Below are 25719 nucleotides of genomic sequence, written 5' to 3'. Positions count from 1 at the left end.
CTGGCGGCGGGCAACCCTTAAGGTGCGCCGATCATTGATCCTGGAGTCGCCCATGGCCGCCCATTGGGACATCTTCTGCAGCGTGGTGGACAACTACGGCGATATCGGCGTGACCTGGCGTCTGGCCCGTCAGTTGGTGGCCGAGCAGGGCCTGGCCGTGCGTCTGTGGGTAGACGAGCCGGCGGCCTTTGCCCGCCTGTGCCCGCAGGCGGATGCCAGCGCGGCCTGCCAGCTGCAGCAGGGCGTGGAGGTGCGCCTCTGGCCGCGCGACTGGCTGGCGGTGGAGCCGGGCGCAGTGGTGATCGAGGCTTTCGCCTGCCAGTTGCCCGCGGCCTTTATTACGGCCATGAGCGCCTGTGCCCGCAAACCGCTGTGGCTGAATCTGGAGTACCTCAGTGCCGAGGACTGGGTGGCGGGCTGCCACGGCCTGCCATCGCCGCAGGGTAATGGTCTGCACAAGTTCTTCTTCTTCCCGGGCTTTACCGCGGGCACAGGCGGCCTACTGCGCGAAGGCGGGTTGCTGGAGCGGCGGCGCGCCTTCCAGGCCGATCCGGCGGCGCGCGCGGCCTTTCTCGCCGGGCTGGGCATCCCGCTGCGCAGCGGGGCGCAGCTGATCTCCCTGTTCGCCTACGAGAACCCGGCGCTGCCCAGCTGGCTGGAGGCCCTGGCTGCGCAGGAGCAGCCGACCCAGCTGCTGGTGCCCCAGGGGCGCATCCAGGGCGACCTGCAGGCCTGGCTGGGGCTGGCCGAGCTGGCCGTCGGCGGCAGCTGGCAGCGCGGCAACCTGCAGGTGCACCTGCTGCCGTTCCTGTCCCAGGAGGATTACGACCTGCTGCTGTGGAGCTGCGATTTCAATGCGGTGCGCGGCGAGGATTCCTTCGTCCGCGCCCAGTGGGCCGGGCGGCCGCTGCTCTGGCATATCTACGAGCAGGACGAGCGGGCCCACTGGGACAAGCTCGAGGCCTTTCTCGGCCTCTACCGGCAGGGCTGGTCGGCACCGGCGCAGCAGGCCCTGGGGGATCTGTGGCAGGCCTGGAATGCCGGCGAGTCCATGGACGCGGCCTGGGCGGCCTGCCGGCAGCGCTGGACGGAGCTGGCCGAGCAGGCCGAGCGCTGGTGCGAGGAACAAACCGACCGTCCTGATCTTGCTACGGCGCTGGCAGAGTTTTACCGAAATTGGCTATCATGCGCGGCTTAGAAATTCGTACCTCCATCAAAATCCGGATATTCGTATGAAAACCGCACAAGAAATGAAGCCCAACAGTGTGGCCCTGATCGACGGCCATCCGTGGCTGATCCAGAAAGCCGAATTCACCAAGTCCGGCCGTAACAGCGCCATCGTCAAGATGAAGCTGAAGAACCTGATCAACGGCTCCAAGACCGAGACCGTTTACAAGGCCGACGACAAGATGGAGCCGGTCATCCTCGAGCGCAAGGAAGTGACCCTGTCCTACATCAGCGGTGACGACTACGTGTTCATGGATCCGGAGTACAACTCCTACGAACTGCGCGCCGAAGATCTGGAAAGCGTTCTGCCGTTCATCGAAGAAGGCATGACCGACATCTGCGAAGCCGTGTTCTTCGAAGGCAAAGTGATCTCCGTAGACCTGCCGACCACCATCGTTCGCCAGATCACCTACACCGAGAACTCCGCCCGTGGCGACACTTCCGGCAAGGTCATGAAACCGGCCAAGCTGCGCAACGGTACCGAAGTCAAGGTTGCAGACTTCTGCAACATCGACGACTGGATCGAAATCGACACCCGCGACGGTTCCTACAAGAGCCGCACCCAGGCGCCGTCGGCCTAAGCCGCAGCGTTTCGCGCGTGACCCAGAAGCCCGGCCCAGTGCCGGGCTTTTTCATGCCGCTCTTTCTGTGAACGCCAGCCTGGAATCGGCGCCGGCCGCGGGGCAGGATGCAAGTTGAAGTCCCCCCAACAAGGAGTGTGCGTGATGGAACCGAGTCAGAACCCCTACCAGGCGCCCCAGGCTGTGCTGCAGGAGCACAGCGCCGAGCAGCCGCTGCTGGCCTCGCGCGGTGCGCGGCTGGGCGCCGTACTGATCGATACCGTGCTGCTGGCCCTGGTGACCGTGCCGGTGGCGATCTTCGATGGCACCTTCAGCGCGGCCCAGCAAGGCATCGAGCCGAGCCTGGGGCAGCAGCTGATCAGCCTGCTGGTCGGCCTGGTGGCCTTCGTGCTGATCCACGGCTACCTGCTGAAGAACTACGGGCAGACTGTCGGCAAGCGCCTGCTGAACATCGCCATCGTCGATTTGCAGGGCCAGGTGCCGGACTTCGTGCCGATGGTCGCCAAGCGTTATGTGCTGCTGTGGGTGCTGGCGTCGATCCCGCTGCTCGGCGGGCTGCTGGCCCTGGCGGACTGCCTGAGCATCTTCCGTGGCGACCGCCGCTGCTTCCACGACCTGGTGGCGGCCACCCGCGTGGTGGTGGTGCCGGCCAAGGTCTGAGTGGCCGCCCTGGCCGGGCGCTGCGTCTAGAGGCGGAAGCCGTCGATGATGTGCTCGGCCAGGGTCTCGGTGACTTGCGACTGGGTCTGGGTGTTGCGCAGCAGCACGATGCTGGTCATCGGCAGGGTCGGCAGGCCTTCGGCCTCGCCGATGATGCGCATGTCCGGGGTGATCAGGCTCTGCAGCTGGGCGGTGACCGCCAGGCCGGCGCTGACCACGGCGAAGATCGCCGACAGGCTGGGGCTGGTGTAGGCGATGCGGTACTCGCGCTCCATGGCGTCCAGCGCGTTGCATGCCCAGGCGCGGCAGAAGCAGTCGGCATTGAACATGGCCAGCGGCATGGGCGTTTGTTCGTGGGGATTGAAGCCGATGGCCTCGGCCCAGACGAAGCGCTCCTGACGCAGCAGCTGGCCGATTTCCTTGCCCGGCTCGCGGGTGACGATGGTCAGGTCGAGATCCTGGCGCTGCAGCAGCTGGAACGATGGCTCGCAGTGCAGCTCCACCTGTACCAGCGGATAGGCCTGGGCGAAGCGCGCGAGAATCCCCGGCATGAAGCGCATCACGTAGTCGTCCGGGGTGCCGATGCGCACCGAGCCGACCATGTGCGGCTCGCGCAGGGTGTTGAGTACCTCGCCGTGCAGCTTGAGGATGCGCCGGGCGTAGCCGAGCAGCACCTGGCCCTCCGGGGTCAGGCGTACCTGGCGACCGTCGCGCTGGAACAGCGAGCGCTGCAGCACGTCTTCCTCCAGGCGCTTCATCTGCATGCTGATGGCCGATTGGGTGCGGTTGACCGCATCGGCGGCGCGGGTGAAACCGCCGAGGTCGGCAATGGCAACGAAGCTGCGCAGCAACTCGGTATCAATACTCGGGTAATGGGCCATCGATCAATCTCCAAGATGTCTCGCATAAGAAACATTCGTTGGATTGATCTTAACCCTGGCCGGAAACTGGCGCCAACCCCACAGGGAGGGCGTCGAGATGAAAGGTCAAAAAGGTTATGCCGTAGCACAGCCGCTGGCACTGGGCCGGATTCAACCGCGTTTGGCAATACTGGCGCTGTGGCGCCAGCTCAAGCGCTGGTGGCAACTGGCGCAGGAACGGCGGATGCTGGCGCAGCTCGATGATGCCGCGCTGAAGGACATGGGCCTGAACCGTGGCGATGTGCTGCGCGAAACCGAGCGGCCGTTCTGGGATGATCCGTTCAGGCACTGAGTGCGGCAGGTTGTGACGCGAGTAGTGAGTCGAGGATGGGAGTCAGGCATGGGTAGTGCGCGCAAGGGCGCCGATGGTTTTCTGTTTCAGCTGATGCTGTTGTTGTGCGCCATCTGGGGTATCCAGCAGGTGGCGATCAAACTGGCGGCGGCCGATATCGCGCCGCTGCTGCAGGTCACCCTGCGCTCGGGGCTGGCCGCCGTGCTGGTGGGCGCCCTGATGCTCGGGCAGGGCACCTGGCGCGGCTGGCTGGGCAGTACCTGGCGCGGCGGCGCGCTGGCCGGGGCGCTGTTTGCCCTGGAGTTCTTCTTCATCGCCCAGGGCCTGCAGTACACCTCGGCCTCGCACATGGCGGTGTTCCTTTACACCGCGCCGATTTTTTCCGCCTTCGGCCTGCACCTGCTGCTGCCCAGCGAGCGCCTGCGTCGCCTGCAGTGGGCGGGTGTGTTGCTGTGCTTCGGCGGTATCGCCATGGCTTTCGGCGCCGGCGGCGATTGGTCGGCGCTGGACAGGCGCATGCTGCTCGGCGATGGCTTCGGCCTGCTGGCCGGCATGGCCTGGGGCGCGACCACTGTGGTGGTGCGCGGCTCGCGGCTGTCCGAGGCGCCGCCGACCCTGACCCTGTTCTATCAGCTGGCGATGGCCTTTGTGCTGCTGCTCGGCTATGCGGTGGCCAGCGACCAGCTTGGCCCGCTGCACTGGACGCCGATCAGTATCGGCAGCGTGCTGTTGCAGGGTGTGGTGGTGTCGTTCGCCAGCTACCTGGCCTGGTTCTGGCTGCTGCGCCGCTACCTGGCGTCGAACATGGCGGCGTTTTCCTTCATGACCCCATTGTTCGGGGTGAGCTTCGGCGTGCTGATCCTCGACGAGCCGCTGACCGCCAATTTCGTCGCCGGCGCGCTGCTGGTGTTGCTGGGCATCATGCTGGTCAGCAACCACGCCTGGGTACGCCAGCGCCTGCGCGGGCTTGGCAGCCTGGGCGCACGGGAATAGCAGCACCAGACCACGTAGGGTGCGCCACGCGCACCAGCGGCAATCCGCGGGTTTACGGTGCGCATGGCGCACCCTACGGAAGAGTGAAACCGGCTTGGGAAAAGGAGAACACATGTCCCGCTATCAACTCGCACAGCTCAATATTGCCAGCATGAAGGAACCGCTGGAGTCGCCCGGCATGGCCGATTTCGTGGCCAACCTGGAGCGCATCAATGCCCTGGCCGAGGCGTCGCCGGGCTATGTCTGGCGCCTGCAGGACGAGGCCGGCGATGCCACGGCGATCCGTCCGTTCGGCGCTGAGGTGCTGGTCAACCTGTCGCTCTGGCGCGATGTGCAGGCCCTCAGCGACTACGTCTACAAGTCCGCCCACAACGAGATGCTCAAGCGCCGCCGCGAGTGGTTCGACAAGGTGAGCGAGGCGCACATGGTGCTCTGGTGGGTGCCGGCCGGCCACCTGCCGACTGTCGAGGAGGCCGCCGAGCGCCTGGCACTGCTGCGCGAGCAGGGGCCGAGCGCCCGGGCCTTCACCTTCCGCCAGGCTTTTCCCGCGCCGGATGCAACGGTTGCCACGGAGCACGGGCAGCCCTGCTAGCATCGAGCGCATGACTCTGTCCCTGTCCCTTGCCGAAGCCCGTCGCCTGGCCCTCAGCGCCCAGGGGTTCGCCCGTGCGCCGAAGGGCGAGGTCGGGCTGCGTCAGCTACGGGGACAGCTCGCCAGTCTGGGCGTGGTGCAGATCGACTCGGTCAACGCGCTGGTGCGCTCGCACTACCTGCCGGCCTTTTCCCGGCTCGGCCACTATGCGCCGCAGCTGCTCGACCAGCTGGCCTGGGGCACGCCACGGCGCCGCACGCTGTTCGAATACTGGGGCCACGAGGCCTCGCTGCTGCCGCTGGAGCTGTATCCGCTGCTGCGCTGGCGCATGCGCCAGGCGGCGGATGGTCGCGGCATCTACCGCCAGTTGGCCGAGTTCGGCCGTCAGCAGCAGGATGTGATCCAGCGTGTGCTGCAAACGGTGCGCGAGCAGGGCGCCCTCGGCGCCGGCAGCCTGACCACCCGTACCGAGCGGGCCGGGCCCTGGTGGGACTGGAGCGCGGAGAAGCATGCGCTGGAGTGGCTGTTCGCCGCTGGCGAGGTGACGGTGGCCACGCGGCGTGGCTTCGAGCGCCTGTACGACCTGCCGGAGCGGGTCATCCCCAGTGCCCAGCTCGATCACCCCGAGCTGGAGGAGGCCGAGGCCCAGCGCCAGCTACTGCTGCGCAGCGCCGAGGCACTGGGCGTGGCCACGGCCCGCGATCTGCGCGACTACTACCGGCTGGACAGCGGCGACAGCCGCGCACGCCTGGCCGAGCTGGTGGAGCAGGGCGAACTGCTGGCGGTGCAGGTCGAAGGCTGGAAGCAGCCGGCCTACTGCCGCGGCGAGCCGCGCATCCCGCGCCGGGTCAGGGCCAGCGCCTTGCTGTCGCCGTTCGACTCGCTGATCTGGGAGCGCGAGCGCACCGAGCGGCTGTTCGACTTCCGCTACCGCCTGGAGATCTATACCCCGCAGCACAAGCGGGTGTACGGCTACTACGTGCTGCCGTTCCTGCATGGCGAGCGCCTGTGCGCACGGCTCGACCTGCGTAGCGAGCGGGCGCAGGGACGCCTGGCGGTGCATGCCGTGCATGTGGAGGAAAGTGCTCTGGACGAGGAGGCGCTGTTGGCGCTGGCCACGCAGCTGCAGGCGCTGGCGGCCTGGCTGGGATTGGCCGAGGTCGGCCTGAACTGCCGCTCGCCGGTGGCCGAGCGGCTAAGGGTTGTGCTGTAGGGCGTCCTGCGTAGCCGGGCACTATTGGTGTAAAGGCAGGGCTCCGGCTGAAGCCCTGCCGGGCTCTGCTTACTTGCCGTCGGCGATGCGCTGGCGGATATGCGCAGCGCGCTCGGCCGAACCCGGGTGCGAGTCGAACATGCTGCTGTCACCGCCGCCCAGTTGGGCCAGCTTGTCGAAGGCGCTGGCCAGGCCCTCCAGCGGAATGCCACGACGTTTGAGCAGATCGAAGGAGAAGTCGTCGGCCGCGCTTTCCTGGGATTGGGAGAACTGCGCGTTGACCAGCGCCTCGCCCAGCTCGCCGACCTGCGAGCTGGACAGCGCGGCCACGGCGCTGTTGCCCGAGGACGCGGCGACGTTGCGTGCGGCGGAGGTGGCGTAGGCGGTCTGCATGGCCTTCTTGGTGTGGCCAAGGGCGACGTGGCCCATCTCGTGGCCGAGCACGCCTTCCACCTCGTTGTCGTTCATCTGATCCATCAGGCCGCTGTAGACGCGCACGCAGCCGTTGGCCATGGCCCAGGCGTTGACCTCGTCGGTCAGGTAGACCTTGTAGTTGACGGGGGTACCGTTGATCTCGCTGCCCAGGTTGGCGGCAATCATGTCCAGGCGCTGGCTGTATTCGCTGTCCGGTGCGGCGATCGAGGTCTCCTCGTCCATCTGCACGCAGGCCTCGTCAGCCATGGCTTTGACGTCGCTGTCGCTGAGGCTGACGGCCTGCACGGCTTGCAGCCCGCTGCTGATGATGGCGTCCGGGGTCATGGTCTGGCAGCCGCCGAGCAGGGTGGCGAGCGCGAGGGCACAGAGGCTGTGGTGCAGTTGCATGGTTATCGTCCTTGAAAACTGGGCTATGGGAAGGGCCGTGAGGCGTCGGCATCCGGCCGGCGCGGCATTGTCGGTGATCGCAGGCGGGCGGGGAGTGAAGCAGATCGCAGTCCGGCGGCTGCCCGGGCTTATTGCCTGGAGAGATAGTCGACCAGTTGCCGGGCGTGGGATGACAGCGCTTCCCAGCTTTTGATGCAGATGCGCAGCTCGCGTGTCGCCCAGGCATCCGCCAGGCTGACGATGCGTACCGGCAGTTCGAGGGCGAAGCGGGCGGCTGCCGCCTCGGGCAGCATCGCGATGCCGGCGCGCTGTGCCACCAACTGGGCGATGGCATCAAAGCTGGGTGCGCGCACCCGTACTTGCAGTGGAATGGCGTGCTGGGTCGCCATTTCTTCGATAAAACGCTGCATGGCCCGCTCGGCCGGCAGGCAGACGAAGGCATGGCCGAGCGCATTGCGCAGCTCGCTCAGCGGCTGGCTGGCCAGCGGGTGATCGGCAGGCACCAGCAGCACCAGCTTGTCGTCGCGAAAGGGCAGGGAGATCAGCCCGCCGGTGGCTAGGTTGCCGTCGTACACGCCTATCTCGCATTCGCCGGCCTGCACGGCGCGCAGCACCTCGCTGCTCTTCTGTTCGACCAGGTGCAGATCCACTTCCGGGTAGTCCGCCAGAAACGGCCCAAGGGTGGCCGGCAGAAAGGTGCTGTTGGCCACGGTGGAGGCAGCCAGCTGCAGGGCGATGCGCCGCTGGCCGGACAGCTCTCTGAGGGTTTCGCGGAGTTTTTCCGCTTCGTTGAGCACGCTGCGGCTGCCTTCCAGGATCAGCCGCCCGGTCGGGGTAGGGATCATACCGTCGGCCTTGCGGGTGAACAGGGTCAGTCCGCAGCGTTCTTCAAACAGGCGCAGGCGCGTGCTGGCGGCGGATACCGCGACCGGGAAGGTAGCCGCGGCCTTGCTCAGGCTACCGGTGCTGGCGATGGCGGCGAGCAGGCGCAGGTCGGTCAGGTCGAAGTGCACGGGTTTCTCCTGTGGAGAAGGCTGTATTCGTGAAAAAGCGATTCTAGTGCTTAAGCGTTATCGACAGAATAAGGCATTCGTCATCTGTCAGGACTGCCATGAATACCTTGCGCTCCTTCTATCAGCGCTGCCTGAGCGACGGTCGCCTGTTCGCCGTGCTGGCGGCGGCTGGTTTCAGCCTCAAGGCCATCTTCGTCAAGCTCGCCTATGCCAGCGGCCCGGTGGACGCGCTCACCTTGTTGGCGCTGCGCATGGGGCTGGCCCTGCCGCTGTTCGTCTGGCTGCTGTGGCTGAGCCGCGGGGAGAGCAGCAGCCCGCTGAATGCCAGGGATGTGCTGCGTGTGCTGCTGCTCGGCCTGCTCGGCTACTACCTGTCGAGCCTGTTCGACTTCTACGGGCTGGAGTCGATCAGTGCCGGCCTCGAACGGCTGATCCTGTTCACCTACCCGACCCTGGTGCTGCTGCTCCAGGCCGTTGTCCTGCGCGAGCGGCCGAGTCGGCGCACCTTGCTGGCGGTGGCGCTGTGCTACGGCGGCCTGGCCATCGCCTTCGTGCATGACGTCAGCGCCGTGGGCAGCGGAGCGGGGGTGATCCAGGGCGCGGCCTGGGTGTTCGCCAGTGCCGTCACCTATGCCCTGTACTACTTCGGCGCCGGGGTGATGCTCAAGCGCCTCGGCTCCATGCGCCTGGCCGGTTTGGCCGGCGGCGCCTCCGCGCTGATGGTGCTCGGCCATTACGCGGTCACCGGTGATAGCGCGCAGCTGGGCAACCTGCCGGGTTCGGTATGGCTGTATGCCGCGCTGATGGCGCTGTGCTCCACCGTGCTGCCGATCTACTGGATGGCCCTGGCCATCCAGCGCCTGGGCACCACCCAGACTGCCGCCGTGGGCAACCTGGGGCCGGTGCTGACCCTCTTCGCCTCCTGGATAGTGCTGAGCGAAGCGGTCTCCCTCTACCAACTGGTGGGGCTGGCGCTGGTGCTGTTCGGCGTGTCGCGGTTGAAGCCGGCACCGGCCTCTGCCGGGCAAACACCAGGCGGGCCGGGCAAGTCGCGTCTGGCGCTGCCGGGGGTTCACCTGCTGGCACCGCTGCTCAATCGCTCGTCGGCGAGTGCCGGAAAAGGCGAGCGCTCGGATGGCTGATTCGGGAGCTGGTTCGCGAGCATAAAAAACGGGGCCATATGGCCCAGTTCTGCTGTCGCTCAGGCGCCTCAGCCGCGCGCCTGTTTCAGCGTCTCGGCGATCATGAAGGCCAGTTCCAGGGACTGGTCGGCGTTCATCCGCGGGTCGCAGTGGGTGTGGTAGCGATCCGACAGGCTGTCCTCGGTGACCGGGCGCGAGCCGCCGATGCACTCGGTGACGTTCTGTCCGGTCATCTCGATGTGGATACCGCCGGCATGGGTGCCCTCGGCGCGGTGCACGGCGAAGAACTGTTTGACCTCGCTGAGAATCTGCGCGAAGTCGCGGGTCTTGTAGCCGCTCGATGCCTTGATGGTGTTGCCGTGCATCGGGTCGGAGCTCCACAGCACCTGGCGGCCTTCGCTCTGCACCTTGCGCAGCAGGCGTGGGAAGTTGGCCTCGACCTTGTCGGCGCCCATGCGCACGATCAGGTTGAGGCGGCCGGGGTCGTTGTCCGGGTTGAGTACGTCGATCAGGCGGATCAGCTCGTCCGGATCCATGCTCGGGCCGACCTTGACCCCGATGGGGTTCTCCACGCCGCGCAGGAACTCGACGTGGGCGCCGTCCAGCTGGCGGGTGCGGTCGCCGATCCACAGCATGTGCGCGGAGCAGTCGTACCAGCGCCCGGTGAGGCTGTCCTGGCGCACGAAGGCCTGCTCGAAGTTCAGCAGCAGGGCCTCGTGGGCGGTGAAGAAGTTGGTCTCGCGCACTTGCGCCGCGCTGTCCATGCCGCAGGCGCGCATGAACGCCAGGGTCTCGTCGATGCGGTCGGCCAGCTGGCTGTACTTCTCGGAGAGCGCCGAGTTGGCGATGAAGTCGAGGTTCCACTGGTGCACCTGGTGCAGGTCGGCGAAGCCTCCCTGGGCGAAGGCGCGCAGCAGGTTGAGGCTGGCGGTGGCCTGGTGGTAGGCCTGCAGCAGGCGCTCCGGATCGGGCACGCGGCTGGCGGCGTCGAAACCGATGCCGTTGACGATGTCGCCACGGTAGGCGGGCAGGGTCACGCCATCGATGGTTTCGTCATTGGCCGAGCGCGGCTTGGCAAACTGGCCGGCCATGCGCCCGACTTTGACCACCGGGCAGCCGGCGGCGAAGGTCATGACGATGGCCATCTGCAGCAGCACCTTGAAGGTGTCGCGGATCTTCAGGGTGGAGAATTCGGCGAAGCTTTCGGCGCAGTCGCCGCCCTGCAGGAGAAAGGCACGGCCCTGGGTGACCTCGGCAAACTGACGGCGCAGCTCGCGGGCTTCGCCGGCGAAAACCAGCGGCGGATAGCCGGCCAGGGTCTTTTCCACCCGCTGCAGGTGGTCGAGGTCGGGGTAGACGGGCTGTTGCTGGATCGGCTTGCCTCTCCAGCTTTGGGGACTCCAGGGTTGCGACATGCTGCTTCTCGTTCATCAACAGTTCAGGCGAGCTGGCATGGTAACCGATCAAGCCGGGCCGGCAAGCCGATAGGCGTGATAGAGCCGCTGCATAAGAGGGGATGGCGTGGGGTTGTGCAGGCGGCTGAAGGAAGAAGATGGGTATCCGCAGGGGCCTGCCTGCCAGCGAATACCTGGCTGCTGGCAGGAGGGCCCCTGGCGGATACGTAACGCGATTTGCCGCCTCCCGACTGCACACTGGGATGGCCGGCAACTCTGTTCCCGGATTGCTCCGGTGCTCGGTGCTCGGTGCTCTTGCTGGCACCTGTATCTACGGATCAGGCCATGGCGCGCGGCTGTACGTCCTGGCTGGCGAGGAAGCGGCCGAAGCCCTGCTGCTTGCCCAGTTCATCCGGGTATTCCTGGCCGCGTTGGTAGGCCAGGCGGCCGTTGATCAGGGTGGCGTCCACCGCCGCGTCGTTGCGCTTGACCACCCGTTCCAGGCCGATGATCTCCATCGGCGCTTCGTGCATGGCGTCCAGCTCGTCGGTCAGCCCCTCGGGATTGACGATCACCAGGTCGGCGCGGTCGCCGACGCGGATATAGCCGGCATCCACGCCGATGAAGTCGGCCAGCTCGCCGCTGCAGCGGCGCACCGCCTGGCCCAGTTCCATGAACGGGGTGCCGGCCAGTTGCGCGTCGCGCACGTACTTGAGGAAGCGCAGCGGGAAGTTGTACTGGGCGATGGAGCGCAGGTGCGCGCCGGAATCGGCGAAGCCGGGATGCGTCCAGGGGCTGGACAGCAGCTTGTGCATCACCGGCAGGCGCTGGTTGCCGTAGCAGGTGCTCCACTTCAGCGCCTCGCGGTACTGGCAGGCCAGCTCGAAGTAGGCGTCCACCGCGTCCAGGCCGCGGGCCTGGCCGAGTTGCTTGAAGTTCTTGCCGACCAGCGAGGCGTCCGGGCACTCGGTCACCCAGCAGTCGGAGAAGTCGCGGTGCCACAGGCCCTTGGTGAGAATGGCCTTGACCTGCTTCTTGAACAGGGCGCGGAACTCCGGCTCCAGCACCTTGGCGTACAGCTCGTCCGGATCCTTGATGTTGCGCAGGATCTCACCGGCGCCGAACTCCTCGAAGGCGTTCACGTTGAGGCCTTCGAGGCGCAGGGTGAAGGGGGCCGGCAGGGTCTGCCAGCGGAAGTTGCCGCGCAGTACCTTGTTCGCCAGCCAGCCGGAGAAGCGGGTGAAGCGGTGCAGCAGCGGCTGCGACTTGAGATCCAGGGCGGTCAGCATGGTGCATTTCAGTGGCTTCCTGAACCAGCCGTGGGCCTGCCAGAGGAAGGCGAACACATTGACCTTGGTCACCGCGTTCGGCGCGCCCTGCATCACTGCGCCACGCCGACGGAGGATGGCGAACAGGCGGGAGAATTCCTTCCAGCTGGCGAAGGTCGAGGGCAGCGGGCTCGACCAGGCGCGGTCGCCGTCCATCTTGTCCAGGCGCGTGGTCATTACCGACAGGCCGATGCAGCCGGCGTCCAGCGCCTCTTCCAGCAGCTGTTCCATGCGTTGCAGTTCGGCCTCGCTCGGTGCTACGTCGCGGGTGGCGCGCTCCAGGCCCATCACCGCCACGCGCAGCTCGGAATGGCCGAGAAAGGAGCTGACATTGGGCCCCAGCGCCAGTTGGTCATAGAAGGCGCGGTAGCCGGCGGCGTCGCGCCAGCTCTTCTTCTCCTGCAGGATCGGCAGCACGTACTGGCGCGGCACCGCCTCGACGCGGGTGAACAGGTCGGAGCAGTCCTCGGCGTCGGCCAGCACCATGCTGATCGAGCACGAGCCGATGGTCACGCTAGTCACGCCGTGGCGCACCGATTCCTTCAGTGCCGGCGCGGCGATCACCTCGGCATCATAGTGCGAGTGGATTTCCAGGAAGCCCGGGGTGACCCATTTGCCAGCGGCATCCAGCACCTCGCTGCAGCCGCTCTCGTCCAGCGGGCTGAGGCTGACCGCGTCGATGCGCCCGGCCCTGATGCCGATATGGCGCACTGCGCCGGGCGCACCGCTGCCATCGAAGTACAGGCCGTTCTTGATGATGATGTCGTAGCTCATGCCAGGCTCCAGGGGGCTGTAGGCCGTTGAAAAACTACCTGCGTTGCCATTGCGGCGTTAAATGCAGGCTCAAAGTGCTCATTTACAGCTCGTAAACGCCGCCTTTTCGCCTGCCTTTGCCTTGCGCTGGCTGCCTCGCCAACGTTTTTCAAGGGCCTACCAACAGCAACGTGCCGGTGACCAGCAGCAGGGCGTAGATGGCGATGCGGAAATGACGTTCGTCGACCAGGTGGTGCAGGCGCTCGCCCAGCCACACGCCAACCAGCAGCAGCGGGGCGTAGGTCAGCACCTGGGGCAGGGCCGGGGCCAGGCGACCGTCGAGCAGGAAGGCCAGGGTCAGCAGGCTGTTCAAGGTGAACCAGACGCTGACCAGGGTGGCGCGCAGGCGTGCCTTGTCCAGCGTGGTGGTGGCCAGGGCGAACACCAGCAGCGGCCCGCCGGAGGCGAACAGGCCGTGGCAGATGCCGGCGGCGGTGGTGGCCAGGCGCATCACCCAGTTCGGCGTGTGCTCGCGTGGCGGTGCCTTGCGCTGCAGGCGCCACAGCTCGCGGCCAGCGAACCACAGGATGAGCACGCCGAAGCCGCGCTTGAGCGAGACGGCGTCCAGGTACGGCAGCAGCAGGTAACCGAGCAGAGTGCCGAGGGCCATGCCCGGCAGGATCATGCCCAGCAGCAGGCGGCGGTCGATCAGGCGCCAGTGGCGGCTGACCAGGAAGCCGGTCATGCAGATGTTCAGCGGCACCAGCACCGGCAGCAGCTGGTCGATCGGCAGCAACAGGGCGCCAAGCGACAGGGCGATAACAATGCTGCCGAAGCCGGTGATGGCTTCCAGGGTGTAGGCCAGCAGGATAAAGCCACCCAGGGCGAAAGGGGCGTAGGCCATCAACCCAGCTCCCCGGCGAAGCGGCGGCTCATCTGCCGGTAGTAGACGGCCGGGGCGATGCGCCAGAGCAGGCTGGCCAGCCAGCTACCGCGATCAGGGAACAGGCGCTGCTGGCGCCGCGCCAGGGCATTCAGCAGCTGGGTGGCCATGTCGGCAGCGGAGCGCACCTTGCCGATGGTCGAGCGCGCGTGGCCGGCCGGCTTGCCGTCGGCGCCGAGGGCGTTGCGGTCGATCGGCGTGTCGAGAAAGCTCGGGTAGACCATCAGCAGATGGATACCGTCGCGGGCGATTTCTGCGCGCAGCACTTCGAAGGCCTGGCTCAGGGCGCTTTTCGCCGCGCAGTAGCCGGCGCGCCCGAGCACCGGCATCCAGCCGGCCATGGAGCCGATGGCGGCGACCTGGCCGCGACTTTCGCGCAGCAGCGGCAGTGCGCTGAGGGTCAGCTCCAGCGGCGCGTGGTAGTCCACCGCCATGACCTTGCGCAGCACGGCCGGGTCGGTACGCACGGTCGGCGAGCGATGGGTGATGCCGGCATTGTTGATCAGCAGATCGAGGCGGCCGAATACCGTGCGGCAGGCGTCGACCAGTTGCTGGTGCAGCGCCGGGTCGGTGATGTCACCGGACAGCGCCTCGACCCGCTCGCTGTTCAGTTCGGCCACGCGCGCGGCCAGGCCGGCGGCGTCGATATCGGTGAGCAGCAGGCTATCGCCGCGGGCATGGCAGGCCTTGGCCAGCTCCCAGCCCAGGCCGCTGGCGGCGCCGGTGATCATGACGACGCGCATCAGTGGTTCCCCTGCGCCAGGCCGCCAGCTGCTTCGGCCGGCGGCCGGCGCGCCCACAGCAGGGCCAGCACCAGACCGGCGAACAGCTGCCAGCAGCCCCAGAAGGCGGCAATCAGCAGCATGCCGCCGGCCTGCGGGAAGAAGGTGAAGATCAGCGCCATGCCCAGTGCCGAGTTGTGGATGCCGGTTTCCAGGGTCACCGCGCGCACGTCGGCATCCGGTAGGCGCCAGAGTCGCGCGCACAGGTAGCCGAGCAGCAGGGCCATGGCGTTGAGGCCGACCACCAGCCAGAAAAACAGGTGGAAGTGCTCGACGAACTGGCTGAAGTTCTTGCTCAGGGCGCCGCCGACGAAGGCCAGCAGCACCAGCAGGGAGAAGTGCCGCAGCGGTTTTTCCAGGCGCCGTGCCAGCTGCGGGCGGCGCTTGCCGAGCAGCATGCCGGCCAGCATCGGCAGCAGCAGAACCAGCAGCACCATGGCCAGCAGCTCCAGCGGGTCGACGCTGATGGCGGTCAGCAGCGGTCGGGTCTGCGGGTTGAGCCCGGCGTACAGGGCGAAGTTGAGCGGGGTGAAGATCCCGGCGCTGAGGCTCGACACGGCGGTGACGCTGGCCGACACGGCGACGTTGCCGCGCCCCAGCCAGGTCATGATGTTGGAGAAGGTGCCGCTCGGGCAGGTGGAGACCAGCAGCATGCCCAGGGCCAGGCTCGGCTCGATCGGCAGCAGCATGGTCAGCAGGCAGGTGCTGGCCGGCAGCAGGACGAACTGCACCAGCAGGCCGATCAGCGGCGCCTTGGGCGCGCGCAGGATGCGGCTGAAGTCGTCGGCGCGCAGCTCCAGCGACACGCCGAACATCATCAGGGCGATGATGGCATTGAGGGCGATCATCGCCGTCGGCGAGAACTCAAGATTGACGGCTGGCATCGAGGTGCTCCGGCGGCAGGATCGGGGTGGCGGGGGCGAGCCCCTGGCGCAGTTCGGCGCAGTGTTTGAGCACGGCGCGGCGGTAGCTGTCCTTGTGTACGTAATAGGCCATGCGCGGCAGCGCCAGGTAGGCGTAGCCGCCGTCCAGGCGCTGCGCGCAGCCGGCCCGCACCTGCTGGCGAAAGCGTCGGGCGGCGGCGCTGTCGGCCTGCTGCTGGCGGATCGCCAGGGCCACCAGTTCGGCCTGCTCGGCGCGGCCCTGCCAGCCCAGGCCCGAGGCCTCGACCATGCCGAGCATGAACAGGTCGGCGTGCTCCGGGTGGAACACGTTGAGGTAGAGCTGCGGGGCGTCGCTGCCCTGGGGCCAGTTCAGTTCGCTACGGTCGATGAACGGATAGTCGAGCTGGTAGCCGGTGGCCTGCAGGATCAGGTCGTAGTCGGCCTGCTCGCCATTGGCGAAGGTCACGGTAGTGCCGCTGACCGCACGGATATCGCCACGCGGCTGGATATCGCCGTGGCCGAGGTGGTGCAGCACCAGCGAGTTGAGCACCGGGTGGGCTTCGTACAGGCGGTAGTCCGGGTCGGGCAGGCCGTATTGCGAGGGCTTGCCGACCAGGGCGCGCACCAGCAGGCCGTCGATCAGCTGCTTGAGCCGGCGCGGCAGGCGGATGGCGCCGCCGAAGGTGTCGGCCGGGCGACCGAGGATGAACTTGGGCAGGAAGTGGTAGCCGCGACGCACCGACAGGTCGACCGAAGCGGCGCGGTGCACGGCGTCCACCGCGATGTCGCAGGCCGAGTTGCCGCAGCCGACTATCAGCACGCGCTTGCCGGCGAACAGCTCGGCAGATTTGTAGGCGCTGGAGTGCAGCAGCTCGCCGGCGAAGTCACCCGGCAGGGCCGGCTGGTTGGGCGTGTGCAGGGTGCCATTGGCGATCAGTACGCCGTCGAACTGCCACTCGCGCTGGCGCCCGGCGCACTCGCTGACCAGGCGCCAGCCGCGATCGAGGCGCTCCAGGCGGATCACCCGGGTGCCGAACTGGTAGTGCTGGCGCAGGCCGAAATGGCTGGCGTAGTCGCGAAAGTACTGGCCAACCTGGCGGTGCGAGGGATAGGGAGGCACGTCCTGTGCCATGGAAAACTCGCTGAACTCGGTGGTGCCCTTGGAGGAGATCAGGTGCGCCGAGTGGTACATGGTGCTGTGCGGGTTGTCGATGTCCCACAGGCCACCGACATCCCGATGCAGCTCGAAGCCGACGAAGGGGATACCATGGCGCTGCAACTGGCGGGCAGCGGCCAGCCCCATGGGGCCGGCACCGATAATGGCGTGCATGCAAGGCTCTCTCTCTATGGGCTGCGCTGCGCGGGCGTGGTACAACGCGGGCCTGTCGCGCACAGCCTCGTTATCTGGGCCCAGCATAGGCAGTCAGCTCCCCGCCGTAACGGCTCAAACAGGACCTTTGCCGGTTAATTCAGGACCATGAGTAGTACGCCTTCCGTCACCGTTCACTATGCCCAGGCCATCCTTCAGGCGGCTGAGCGCCTGGCCCTGCCGTTGCCGGCCGAGCTGCGCGAGCTGGGGGGCGAGGCGCGCATCCCGCTGGCCCGCCAGGACAGGCTGTGGGAGGCCTTCTGTGTGGCGGCGAACGACCCGCTGATTGGTCTGCGCCTGGGCTGTGCCCTGCAGGTCGGTCACCTGGACATGGTCGGCGCGCTGCTGATGAGCTGCGAGACGGTCGGCGAGGCCCTGGAGGCCCTGCTCGAGTACTACCCGATCATCGGCGAGGGTGGTGAATTCAGCCTGCACGCCGAGGGTCAGCAGGTCAGCCTGCGCTACCAGGAGCACTATCAGGTGCGCCAGGAAGAACGCACCGAGGCGGTGCTGGCCAGCCTGCTGCACATGGCGCGCTGGATCACCGGCAACAAGGTCAACCCGCTGCTGCTGTGCTTCCAGCATGCGCCACGCGGTGCCGAGGCGTTGTATGCCGAACAGCTGGGCTGCCCGCTGCGTTTCAGCGCCGGGCAGAATGCCCTGGTGTTCACCGTCAGCGATCTGCAACTGCCGCTGATCCAGGCCAATGCACCGATGTGCGCCCATCTGCGCGACCTGGCCGACAGCCTGCTCGAACGCCTCGGTGCACAGAGCCTGAGCGTGCGTGTGCAACAGCTGCTGCGCGCGCAGCCGCGCTGGGGCAAGGAGCGCATCGCCGAGCAGCTCGACCTCAGTGGCCGCCACCTCAACCGCAAGCTGGCCGAGGAGGGTAGCTCCTACCGCCTGCTGCGCGAGCAGGTGCTGTACCGCATGGCCGAGCAACTGCTGCGCGAGGAACCGCGCCTGGCCGAAGTGGCCGAGCGCCTTGGCTTCTCCGACGAGAGCGCCTTCGCCAAGGCCTTCCGCCGCTGGAGCGGGATGACCCCGGGGCAGTTTCGCCAGGAGGGCGGGCGATGAGCGATCTGCACGAGGAACGCGTGCTGGAGGAAGTGCGCGACGAGTTCGGTCTGATCCGCGTGCTGGAGGTGGGCGATTACCGCTTCCTCGAATTCGGCGAGGCGATCGAGCAGAGCTGCACCTATACCCGCGACCCGAGCTGGCTGGAGTACGACTACACCCGCGCCATGCTGATCGGCGCGCTGTGCCATGCGGCGCCGGAGTCGGCGCTGTTCCTCGGCCTGGGCGCCGGCAACCTGACCCAGGCCTGCCTGCGTTTTCTGCCGCTGGAGGATGTCGAGGCCATCGAGCTGCGTCCGGAAGTGCCGCGCCTGGCCATGCAATACCTGGGGCTGGCCGACGACCCGCGCCTGTATATCCGCATCGGCGATGCCCTGGAGCTGCTGGCCAGCGCCGAATCGGCCGACCTGATCTTCGTCGACCTGTACACCGACACCGGGCCGGCGGCCGGCCATCTGGCCTGGCGCTTCCTGGAGAATTGCCAGAAGCGCCTCAATCCCGGCGGCTGGCTGATCATCAACCAGTGGGGCACCGACGACGGCCGCCCGCTCGGTGCCGCACTGCTGCGCGGCCTGTACCACCGGCACTACTGGGAGATCCCGGTGAAGGAGGGCAACGTCATCCTGCTGGTGCCGGCCGGGCTGGAACAGCCGCTCGAGCTGGACGCGCTGACGGCCCGCGCCGAGGCGCTCAAGGGCCAGCTGGGCTACTCCCTGCAGTCGCTGCTGGATGTGCTGCGCCCGGCCAGTTGAAGCGCCGTTCAGCCTGTTGCTGCAAAAACGCGCCCCGTGGTCAGCTTTTTCCTGTATGATTCGCGCCCGGCCAAAAATGGCCACGTTCAGGTAAGCATCTCCGAAGCGCCGCTTCGCTGCTCGTCCGCCCCGGCGGACTATCCTTGACGCTTAATCCATCATGTCTTCGCAAATCCCCATCGCAAGGCTGCCAGGGTGACCGACAAGGTCCTTCATGGCACGTGCAGCCTTTGCCACTCGGGTCTTTGCGGATGCACTTTCGAGGCAGACCCATGACCCAGGAAGTAACCGGCACTTTCGCCGATCTCGGCCTTCATCCTTCCATTCTCGCTGCACTGACCGCAGTCGGTTACGAAGAGCCGTCCCCCATTCAGGCCCAGGCGATCCCGATGATCCTTGCCGGCCACGACATGATCGGCCAGGCCCAGACCGGTACCGGCAAGACCGCTGCCTTCGCCCTGCCGATCCTGTCCAAGATCGACCCGGCCAAGCGTGAACCGCAGGCGCTGATCCTCGCGCCGACCCGCGAGCTGGCCCTGCAGGTGGCCACCGCGTTCGAAACCTACTCCAAGCAGATGCCCGGCCTGAATGTGGTCGCGGTCTACGGCGGCGCGCCCATGGGCCCGCAGCTCAAGGCCCTGCGCATGGGCGCCCAGGTAGTCGTGGCCACTCCGGGCCGCCTGGTCGACCACTTGAGCCGCAACGAGCAGCTGCTGTCGACCATCCGCCACCTGGTGCTGGACGAAGCGGACGAGATGCTCAAGCTGGGCTTCATGGATGACCTGGAAGTGATCTTCCAGGCCATGCCGGAAAGCCGCCAGAGCGTGCTGTTCTCCGCCACCCTGCCGCACTCGATCCGCGAGATCGCCGAGAAGCACCTGCGCGAGCCCAAGCACGTCAAGATCGCGGCCAAGACTCAGACCGTCTCGCGCATCGAGCAGGCCCATCTGATGATCCACGCCGATCAGAAGATCAACGCCGTTACCCGTCTGCTGGAAGTGGAAGAGTTCGACGCGCTGATCGCCTTCGTGCGTACCAAGCAGGCCACCCTGGATCTGGCCGCTGCCCTGGAAGCCAAAGGTTACAAGGCTGCCGCGCTGAACGGCGACATCGCCCAGAACCAGCGTGAGCGGGTAATCGAGTCGCTCAAGGATGGTCGTCTGGACATCGTTGTCGCCACCGACGTGGCTGCCCGTGGTATCGACGTACCGCGCATCACCCACGTGCTCAACGTCGACATGCCGTATGACCCAGAGTCCTACGTGCACCGTATCGGCCGTACCGGCCGTGCCGGCCGCGACGGCCGTGCCCTGCTGCTGGTAACCCCGCGCGAGCGCCGCATGCTGCAGGTGATTGAGCGCGTTACCGGGCAGAAGGTCGGCGAGGTCAAGCTGCCCAGCCCGCAACAGGTTCTGGATGCGCGCATCAAGAAGCTCACCACTGGCCTCACCCCGCTGGTGGCCGATGCCGAAGCCAGCCATGGCGAACTGCTCGACCGCCTGATCGCCGATATCGGCTGCAGCCCGCGTGCCCTGGCCGCGGCCCTGCTGAAGAAGGCCACCAACGGCCAGGCTCTGGATCTGTCCAGCGTCGAGCGTGAGCAGCCGCTGGTGCCGAGCGTCGGTGCCCCGCGTGAGCGTCGCGAGCGTGACGGTGATCGTCCGGAGCGCAGCGGCGAGCGTGGCGAGTTCCAGCGCCGGCCGATGACCGCGCCGAGCGAAGGCAAGGTGCGCTGCCGCACCGCCCTGGGTACCCGCGACGGCATCGCCGCGAAGAACCTGCTGGGAGCGATCCTCAACGAGGGTGGCCTGCAGCGTGACGCGATCGGCCGCATCCAGATCCGCGAGACCTTCAGCCTGGTGGAACTGCCGGAAGACGGCCTCGACCGCCTGCTCGGCAAGCTCAAGGACACCCGCGTTGCCGGCAAGGCCCTGAAGCTGCGCCGTTACCGCGAGGATTGATCCCGCGCTAGTGAAAAAGCCCCGCTTCGGCGGGGCTTTTTTATGGGCTCCTGATTAGCAGGGCTCAGGCGAAACTGTAGATGTCCATGCCCAGGGCGCCATAGGTGAAGCCACTGTGCTCGATGTGGAAGGTGCCGCCGGCACCGCGGGCGAAGTACAACGGCAGCAGGTGTTCGTCCGAGGGGTGGTTGCGCCGGGCGTGCGGCGCCTGCTGGCGGTAGTCGTGCAGGGCGGCTTCGTCGTCGGCCTGCAGCTTCTCCACCATCCAGTCGCGGAATTCCTTGGCCCAGGGGGTGATGACTTCCGGGCCGGCGCGCCAATCCAGCTCGCCGAGGTTGTGGGTGATGCTGCCCGAGCCGATCAACAGCACGCCCTGCTCGCGCAGGCTGCGCAGGGCCTGGCCGACGCGGGTCTGCAGGGCCGGGCCGAGATGGCTGGGCAGTGACAGCTGCACCACGGGGATGTCGGCTGCGGGGTACATCAGCGATAGCGGCACCCAGGCGCCGTGATCCAGCGGGCGTTGGTCATCGAGGCGGGCCGGCAGGTCGGCGGCAGCGAGCAGCTGCTGGGCCTGCGCCGCCAGCTCCGGCGAGCCGGGAGCGGGGTATTGCACGGCGTAGAGCGCGGCGGGAAAGCCGCCGAAGTCGTGCCAGGTGGCCGGGTGGCTGGCGCTGCCAAGCAGCAGTTCGGGGCTTTCCCAGTGGGCGGAAACCATCAGGATGGCGCGCGGTCGGGGCAGGGCTGCGGCCAGACGCGACAGGGCCGGGCCGCTGGCACCGGGTTGCAGGGCCAGCATGGGGGAGCCGTGGGAGATATAGAGACTGGGTAGCACGATGAAGTCCTCCGGGTTGCCCCAGATGATCTATCCAGAACGCATCGGCTTCAAACGGGAAATTCCGCGTGCTTTGATCGATTTTATAGATGGTTTAGGGGTGGCTCTCGCCGAAGGCAGTCTCGATATTGATGCCCAGGGTGAGGATGCCGAGCAGCTCCTTCTGTCCGGGCTCGTAAAGCGGCGCGCTGACGTGTACCTGGAAGCTCTGGGTCGAGCCGTCGTAGGCAATGGCCTCGATCAGCAGCTGGTTGGGCTGTAGCTGGCGGGTCTTGCTGAACTTGGCTTCGTCGCCTTGCCAGTAGTCGCTGGTGGGTTCGCTCATGGCGCTGATCAGGCCCTGGCGATCGGTGAGAAACAGCTCGTTGAACAGCGGTGCGTACTGGCGATGGATGCCGGCCAGCAGGGCCGATGCCGGCTGCCGGCGGATGCGCTCGATCAGCGGCTGCTGCGCGCTGCCGAGTTCGTCGCGCCACTGCCGGTCGAGCTGCTCGATGGCGGCCGGTGCGAGCGCCGAGCCGCCGCTGCGGCGCAGGTTGTCGAGCAGCTGCGGGCTCTGGCCCCAGCGCTGCAGGTGCAGGCGCACCAGCTGCGCGAGGTGGTGGCGTTCCAGCTGGCTCAGGGGCGAGCCGTCCGGGGCGCAGTTCTGCACCTGCTGGTTGAAGGCACCGAGAAAACCGGCATGGCTCTCCAGGTAGGGGCGCGAGAAGTAGACGCCGAGCGGGCTGTAGCGCACGAAGCGCTGCTCCAGGCTGGGCGCGTCGCGCAGGGTGGCGAGGGCGGTGTTCATCACTTCCTGGTCGGCCAGGATCATGTCGAGGCGCCCGCGCTGCAGGAGCAGGATCAGCTGTTCCAGGCGCGGCACTGTCTGTTGCACGTGGATGCCGCGGCTTTCCAGCCAGGCCAGGGTGTTGCTGCCGAGCACCGCGCCGATGCGCAGCTGTGGATCCCAGGGCGGGCGGTTGAGCACGTGCGGGTCGGTGGCGTACCAGTACCACTTCTCGATCAGCAGTGGCGCGGAGAGCTGGGCGAAGGCTTCGGCCTCGGCGTCCGGCGTGGAACTGAAGAAACCTTCGGAAAGCTGGGTGCTGACGTTGTGCTTGGCGCGCTTCCAGGAGGTCAGCTGGATGTCGTGGGGCTGCTGCAGGTGGTTGAAGATGCAGTCCAGCACCTGTACCGAGAGGCCGCTGAGCTGGCCGTCGAGCATCAGTTGGTAGGGCGGCTCCTGACTGGTGTCGAGGCGGATCATGCCCAGCGAGCCGGCCATGGCGGTGCGGGTGGTGCTCAGGGCGAGCAGGGTCAGTAGTGCGGCCTGCCAAGCGCGCATGGGGGTTCTCCCGACGGGGTCGTGCTAGCAGTCTAGGTGCTGGGTGGCCGCCTGTCGGGCAAAACAAAGGGCAGCCGAGGCTGCCCTTGTCTGTCGCGTGCCTGTCTCAGCGCAGCTGGCGCAGGGCGGCGATGCGCTCTTCCAGCGGCGGGTGGGTCATCAGCAGGCCGGCCAGGCCGTTCTTCAGGCCGCCGTTGATGCCGAAGGCGGTCAGGCTGTCAGGCATCTGCACTGGTACGCCCTGTTCGGCGCGCAGGCGTTCGAGGGCGCCGATCATCGCGCCGGTGCCGGCCAGGCGGGCGCCAGCTTCGTCGGCCTTGAACTCGCGTTTGCGCGAGAACCACATGACGATGATGCTGGCCAGGATGCCCAGCACCAGTTCGGCGAAGATGGTTGCGACTATGTAGCCGATACCAGGGCCGTCCTCGTTCTTCAGGATCACCTTGTCGACGAAGTTGCCGAAGATGCGCGCGAAGAACATCACGAAGGTGTTCACCACGCCCTGGATCAGGGCCAGGGTGACCATGTCGCCATTGGCCACGTGGCCGATCTCGTGGGCCAGTACGGCCTTCACTTCATCCGGCGAGAAACGCTCCAGCAGGCCCTGGCTGACGGCCACCAGGGCGTCGTTGCGGTTCCAGCCGGTGGCGAAGGCGTTGGACTCGTAGGCGGGGAAGATGCCGACTTCCGGCATCTTGATGCCGGCATTGCGCGATAGCTCCTCGACGGTCTGCAGCAGCCACTGTTCGTGACGGGTGCGCGGCTGGGTGATGATCTGGGTGCCGGTGCTCATCTTCGCCATCCACTTGGACAGGAACAGCGAAACCAGCGAGCCGGCGAAGCCGAACACGGCGCAGAAGATCAACAGGCTGCCGTAGTTCTGGCCGGTGTAGCGATCCACCCCCAGTAGCTTGAGCGTGATGCTGGCGATCAGCAGCACGCCCAGGTTGGTGGCCAGGAACAACAGAATGCGCATCATGGTGGAAAGTTTCTCCTCGGGCGGAAACGGTCTGATTATGCCGGTTATATAGGGGCGCAGCCCCCACCGCTTCAACCTGGGGACTATTTCAAACTATGTCGCTTGTCGGGCTCAGCGCGCTGTCGAAGAGCAGCCGGGTCAGGCGCGCCACCTTCTCGCTACCGTGCTGGGCCAGGGCCTGGCGCAGCTGCCAGGCGAGGGTGCCCTGCACGCGCAGCACGCCGGGCGGCAGGCTCTCGCCATTCGGCAGGGCGTGGGGAACGGCACGCGACAGGCGCAGGAAGCCCTTTTCGCTGAGCACGGCCTGATCCAGCGCCTCGTAGGCAATGGTCGACTCGAAGCGCAGGTAGCCTTCCTCGGCCAGCCATAGCAGGGCACCCAGGCAGCTCTGGTGGCGCTTGCTGGGCAGGCCGAACTCGTCCGGTTCCTCGCGGCCGATCAGGTCTTCCACGTACAGGGCGATCTTGCGCGGGAAGGCCTGGTAGAGCAGGAGCATGCCGGCGGCGGCATCCTTGTAGAACTCGTCGATCTGCAGATCCATGGCTGGGCTCGTGCTGGCGGGGCAGCCTGGCCGCCCCGGGCTGCCGTTACTGGCGGTAGGACTTGAGGAAGTTGCCGATGCGGCCGATGGCCTGTTCCAGATCATCGACGCGGGGCAGGGTGACCACGCGGAAGTGATCCGGCCACGGCCAGTTGAAGGCGGTGCCCTGGACGATCAGCAGCTTCTCGGAAAGCAGCAGGTCGAGGACGAACTTCTCGTCGTTATGGATCGGGCAAACCTTCGGATCGATCTTCGGGAAGGCATACAGCGCGCCCATCGGCTTGACGCAGCTGACCCCGGGGATGTCGTTGAGCAGTTCCCAGGCACGGTTGCGCTGCTCCAGCAGGCGGCCGTTGGGCAATACCAGATCGTTGATGCTCTGGTAGCCGCCCAGCGCGGTCTGGATCGCGTGCTGGCTCGGCACGTTGGCGCACAGGCGCATGTTGGCCAGGATATCCAGGCCTTCGATGTAGCTCACCGCCTTGTGCTTGGGGCCGGAGATGGCCACCCAGCCGGAGCGGAAACCGGCTACCCGGTAGGACTTGGACAGGCCGTTGAAAGTCAGGCAGAGCACGTCCGGCGCCAGCGAGGCGGTACAGATGTGCACGGCGTCGTCATACAGGATCTTGTCGTAGATTTCGTCGGAGAACAGCACCAGGTTGTGCTGGCGGGCCAGTTCGACGATTTCCAGCAGCACTTCGCGCGAATATACGGCGCCGGTGGGGTTGTTCGGGTTGATCAGCACCAGAGCCTTGGTGTTCGGGGTGATCTTGGCGCGCATGTCGGCGATGTCGGGGAACCAGCCGGCCTGCTCATCGCACAGGTAGTGCACCGGCTTGCCGCCGCCAAGGGCCACGGCGGCAGTCCACAGCGGGTAGTCGGGGGCCGGGATCAGCACTTCGTCGCCGTTGTTGAGCAGCGCCTGCATGGCCATTACGATCAACTCGGAAACACCGTTGCCGAGGTAGATGTCCTCGATGCCGACACCTTCCACCTGCTTCTGCTGGTAGTACTGCATCACCGCCTTGCGCGCGCTGAACAGGCCCTTGGAATCGCTGTAGCCTTGCGCGGTGGGCAGGTTGCGGATCACGTCCTGGAGAATTTCCTCCGGGGCTTCGAAACCGAACGGCGCCGGGTTGCCGATATTCAGCTTGAGGATGCGCTGGCCTTCCTCTTCCAGACGCTTGGCGTGCTTGAGCACCGGCCCGCGAATGTCGTAGCAGACGTTGGCAAGCTTGTTCGATTTGCTGACCTGCATGATGCTGTTGTCCCGAACTGAAAATGGCTGCGCTGCAGCGAAAAAACGGATGGCGCGCCTTGGCTGGCTGTAATGTTGCGGCCA

At 66.7% G+C, this 25719-nt stretch carries 25 protein-coding genes; 11 read left to right on the top strand and 14 right to left on the bottom strand.

Annotated features, from left to right (window positions below):
- The first annotated feature begins 52 nt into the window (after positions 1-52).
- The 3 genes from earP to A9179_RS13795 all read left to right on the top strand — a co-directional run bounded on the left by earP (position 53) and on the right by A9179_RS13795 (position 2468).
- The gene (gene earP, locus A9179_RS13805) at positions 53-1198 is read left to right on the top strand and encodes an elongation factor P maturation arginine rhamnosyltransferase EarP (protein WP_187806760.1); all 1146 of its coding nucleotides are present in this window, start codon (positions 53-55) and stop codon (positions 1196-1198) included.
- A gap of 34 nt (positions 1199-1232) precedes the next feature.
- Positions 1233-1808 (top strand): elongation factor P, encoded by a 576-nt coding sequence (gene efp, locus A9179_RS13800; RefSeq protein WP_187806758.1) that lies wholly within the window; start codon positions 1233-1235, stop codon positions 1806-1808.
- Positions 1809-1952: 144 nt separating this feature from the next.
- Entirely contained in the window at positions 1953-2468 is a 516-nt protein-coding gene (locus tag A9179_RS13795; RefSeq protein ID WP_187806755.1) for an RDD family protein, read from the top strand.
- A 26-nt stretch (positions 2469-2494) separates the two neighbouring features.
- Here A9179_RS13795 and A9179_RS13790 read toward each other — a convergent pair whose 3' ends face one another.
- The gene (locus A9179_RS13790; protein WP_187806753.1) at positions 2495-3349 is read right to left on the bottom strand and encodes a LysR family transcriptional regulator; all 855 of its coding nucleotides are present in this window, start codon (positions 3347-3349) and stop codon (positions 2495-2497) included.
- A 97-nt stretch (positions 3350-3446) separates the two neighbouring features.
- Between A9179_RS13790 and A9179_RS13785 the strand changes: the two genes are divergently transcribed.
- The 4 genes from A9179_RS13785 to A9179_RS13770 all read left to right on the top strand — a co-directional run bounded on the left by A9179_RS13785 (position 3447) and on the right by A9179_RS13770 (position 6478).
- Complete coding sequence (locus A9179_RS13785; RefSeq protein ID WP_187806750.1) at positions 3447-3680, top strand: DUF1127 domain-containing protein; 234 nt, start codon at positions 3447-3449, stop codon at positions 3678-3680.
- Positions 3681-3728: 48 nt separating this feature from the next.
- On the top strand, positions 3729-4673 hold the full coding sequence (locus tag A9179_RS13780; RefSeq protein ID WP_187806748.1) for a DMT family transporter: 945 nt from the start codon (positions 3729-3731) through the stop codon (positions 4671-4673).
- Between the two features lie 112 nt (positions 4674-4785).
- Positions 4786-5265: a DUF3291 domain-containing protein gene (locus A9179_RS13775; protein ID WP_187806746.1), complete on the top strand. Its 480-nt coding sequence runs from the start codon at positions 4786-4788 to the stop codon at positions 5263-5265.
- A 10-nt stretch (positions 5266-5275) separates the two neighbouring features.
- A complete protein-coding gene (locus A9179_RS13770; RefSeq protein ID WP_187806744.1) occupies positions 5276-6478 on the top strand; it encodes a winged helix-turn-helix domain-containing protein in 1203 nt (400 codons plus the stop codon).
- 69 nt (positions 6479-6547) lie between these two features.
- Here the strand turns inward: A9179_RS13770 and loiP are convergent, their stop codons facing one another.
- Positions 6548-7300: a metalloprotease LoiP gene (gene loiP, locus A9179_RS13765; protein ID WP_187806743.1), complete on the bottom strand. Its 753-nt coding sequence runs from the start codon at positions 7298-7300 to the stop codon at positions 6548-6550.
- 128 nt (positions 7301-7428) lie between these two features.
- The gene (locus tag A9179_RS13760) at positions 7429-8313 is read right to left on the bottom strand and encodes a LysR family transcriptional regulator (RefSeq protein ID WP_187806740.1); all 885 of its coding nucleotides are present in this window, start codon (positions 8311-8313) and stop codon (positions 7429-7431) included.
- A 98-nt stretch (positions 8314-8411) separates the two neighbouring features.
- Between A9179_RS13760 and A9179_RS13755 the strand changes: the two genes are divergently transcribed.
- Positions 8412-9455: a DMT family transporter gene (locus A9179_RS13755; protein WP_187806738.1), complete on the top strand. Its 1044-nt coding sequence runs from the start codon at positions 8412-8414 to the stop codon at positions 9453-9455.
- Between the two features lie 68 nt (positions 9456-9523).
- On the opposite strand, the gene A9179_RS13750 is transcribed toward A9179_RS13755, so the two are convergent.
- The 6 genes from A9179_RS13750 to A9179_RS13725 all read right to left on the bottom strand — a co-directional run bounded on the left by A9179_RS13750 (position 9524) and on the right by A9179_RS13725 (position 16869).
- Positions 9524-10870 carry a class II 3-deoxy-7-phosphoheptulonate synthase gene (locus A9179_RS13750; RefSeq protein WP_187806736.1) on the bottom strand — a complete coding sequence of 449 codons (1347 nt, stop codon included), beginning with the start codon at positions 10868-10870 and terminating at the stop codon, positions 9524-9526.
- Positions 10871-11187: 317 nt separating this feature from the next.
- Positions 11188-12951, bottom strand: coding sequence for an N-acyl-D-amino-acid deacylase family protein (locus A9179_RS13745; RefSeq protein ID WP_187806733.1), 1764 nt, complete (start codon positions 12949-12951; stop codon positions 11188-11190).
- A gap of 148 nt (positions 12952-13099) precedes the next feature.
- Positions 13100-13834: a sulfite exporter TauE/SafE family protein gene (locus A9179_RS13740; RefSeq protein ID WP_187806732.1), complete on the bottom strand. Its 735-nt coding sequence runs from the start codon at positions 13832-13834 to the stop codon at positions 13100-13102.
- Positions 13834-14616: an SDR family NAD(P)-dependent oxidoreductase gene (locus tag A9179_RS13735; RefSeq protein WP_187806730.1), complete on the bottom strand. Its 783-nt coding sequence runs from the start codon at positions 14614-14616 to the stop codon at positions 13834-13836. The genes A9179_RS13740 and A9179_RS13735 overlap by 1 nt, the downstream gene beginning before the upstream one ends.
- Positions 14616-15539 carry a bile acid:sodium symporter family protein gene (locus A9179_RS13730; RefSeq protein ID WP_187806728.1) on the bottom strand — a complete coding sequence of 308 codons (924 nt, stop codon included), beginning with the start codon at positions 15537-15539 and terminating at the stop codon, positions 14616-14618. Before A9179_RS13730 ends, A9179_RS13735 begins: the two co-directional genes overlap by 1 nt.
- Positions 15520-16869, bottom strand: coding sequence for a flavin-containing monooxygenase (locus A9179_RS13725; protein ID WP_187806726.1), 1350 nt, complete (start codon positions 16867-16869; stop codon positions 15520-15522). Before A9179_RS13725 ends, A9179_RS13730 begins: the two co-directional genes overlap by 20 nt.
- Positions 16870-17016: 147 nt before the next feature.
- On the opposite strand from A9179_RS13725, the gene A9179_RS13720 reads away from it, so the two are divergent.
- The 3 genes from A9179_RS13720 (at position 17017) to A9179_RS13710 (ending at position 20698) form a co-directional block, all read left to right on the top strand.
- On the top strand, positions 17017-17985 hold the full coding sequence (locus A9179_RS13720) for an AraC family transcriptional regulator (RefSeq protein ID WP_187806724.1): 969 nt from the start codon (positions 17017-17019) through the stop codon (positions 17983-17985).
- Complete coding sequence (locus A9179_RS13715) at positions 17982-18737, top strand: spermidine synthase (RefSeq protein ID WP_187806722.1); 756 nt, start codon at positions 17982-17984, stop codon at positions 18735-18737. The genes A9179_RS13720 and A9179_RS13715 overlap by 4 nt, the downstream gene beginning before the upstream one ends.
- 272 nt (positions 18738-19009) lie before the next feature.
- Positions 19010-20698 (top strand): DEAD/DEAH box helicase, encoded by a 1689-nt coding sequence (locus tag A9179_RS13710; protein WP_187806720.1) that lies wholly within the window; start codon positions 19010-19012, stop codon positions 20696-20698.
- A gap of 64 nt (positions 20699-20762) precedes the next feature.
- Here the strand turns inward: A9179_RS13710 and A9179_RS13705 are convergent, their stop codons facing one another.
- The 5 genes from A9179_RS13705 to A9179_RS13685 form a co-directional block, all read right to left on the bottom strand.
- Entirely contained in the window at positions 20763-21530 is a 768-nt protein-coding gene (locus tag A9179_RS13705) for a DODA-type extradiol aromatic ring-opening family dioxygenase (RefSeq protein WP_187806718.1), read from the bottom strand.
- 94 nt (positions 21531-21624) lie between these two features.
- Entirely contained in the window at positions 21625-22857 is a 1233-nt protein-coding gene (locus A9179_RS13700) for a type 2 periplasmic-binding domain-containing protein (protein ID WP_187806716.1), read from the bottom strand.
- A 106-nt stretch (positions 22858-22963) separates the two neighbouring features.
- Entirely contained in the window at positions 22964-23836 is an 873-nt protein-coding gene (gene htpX, locus A9179_RS13695; protein ID WP_187806714.1) for a protease HtpX, read from the bottom strand.
- A gap of 88 nt (positions 23837-23924) precedes the next feature.
- A complete protein-coding gene (locus A9179_RS13690; protein ID WP_187806712.1) occupies positions 23925-24377 on the bottom strand; it encodes a hypothetical protein in 453 nt (150 codons plus the stop codon).
- A 46-nt stretch (positions 24378-24423) separates the two neighbouring features.
- Entirely contained in the window at positions 24424-25635 is a 1212-nt protein-coding gene (locus A9179_RS13685; RefSeq protein ID WP_187806710.1) for a pyridoxal phosphate-dependent aminotransferase, read from the bottom strand.
- Between the last annotated feature and the right edge of the window lie 84 nt (positions 25636-25719).

The organism is Pseudomonas alcaligenes (assembly GCF_014490745.1).
Lineage (GTDB): Bacteria > Pseudomonadota > Gammaproteobacteria > Pseudomonadales > Pseudomonadaceae > Aquipseudomonas > Aquipseudomonas alcaligenes_C.
The sequence above is the reverse complement of the archived record's forward strand: the minus strand, read 5'-3'. Positions and strand labels throughout refer to the sequence as shown.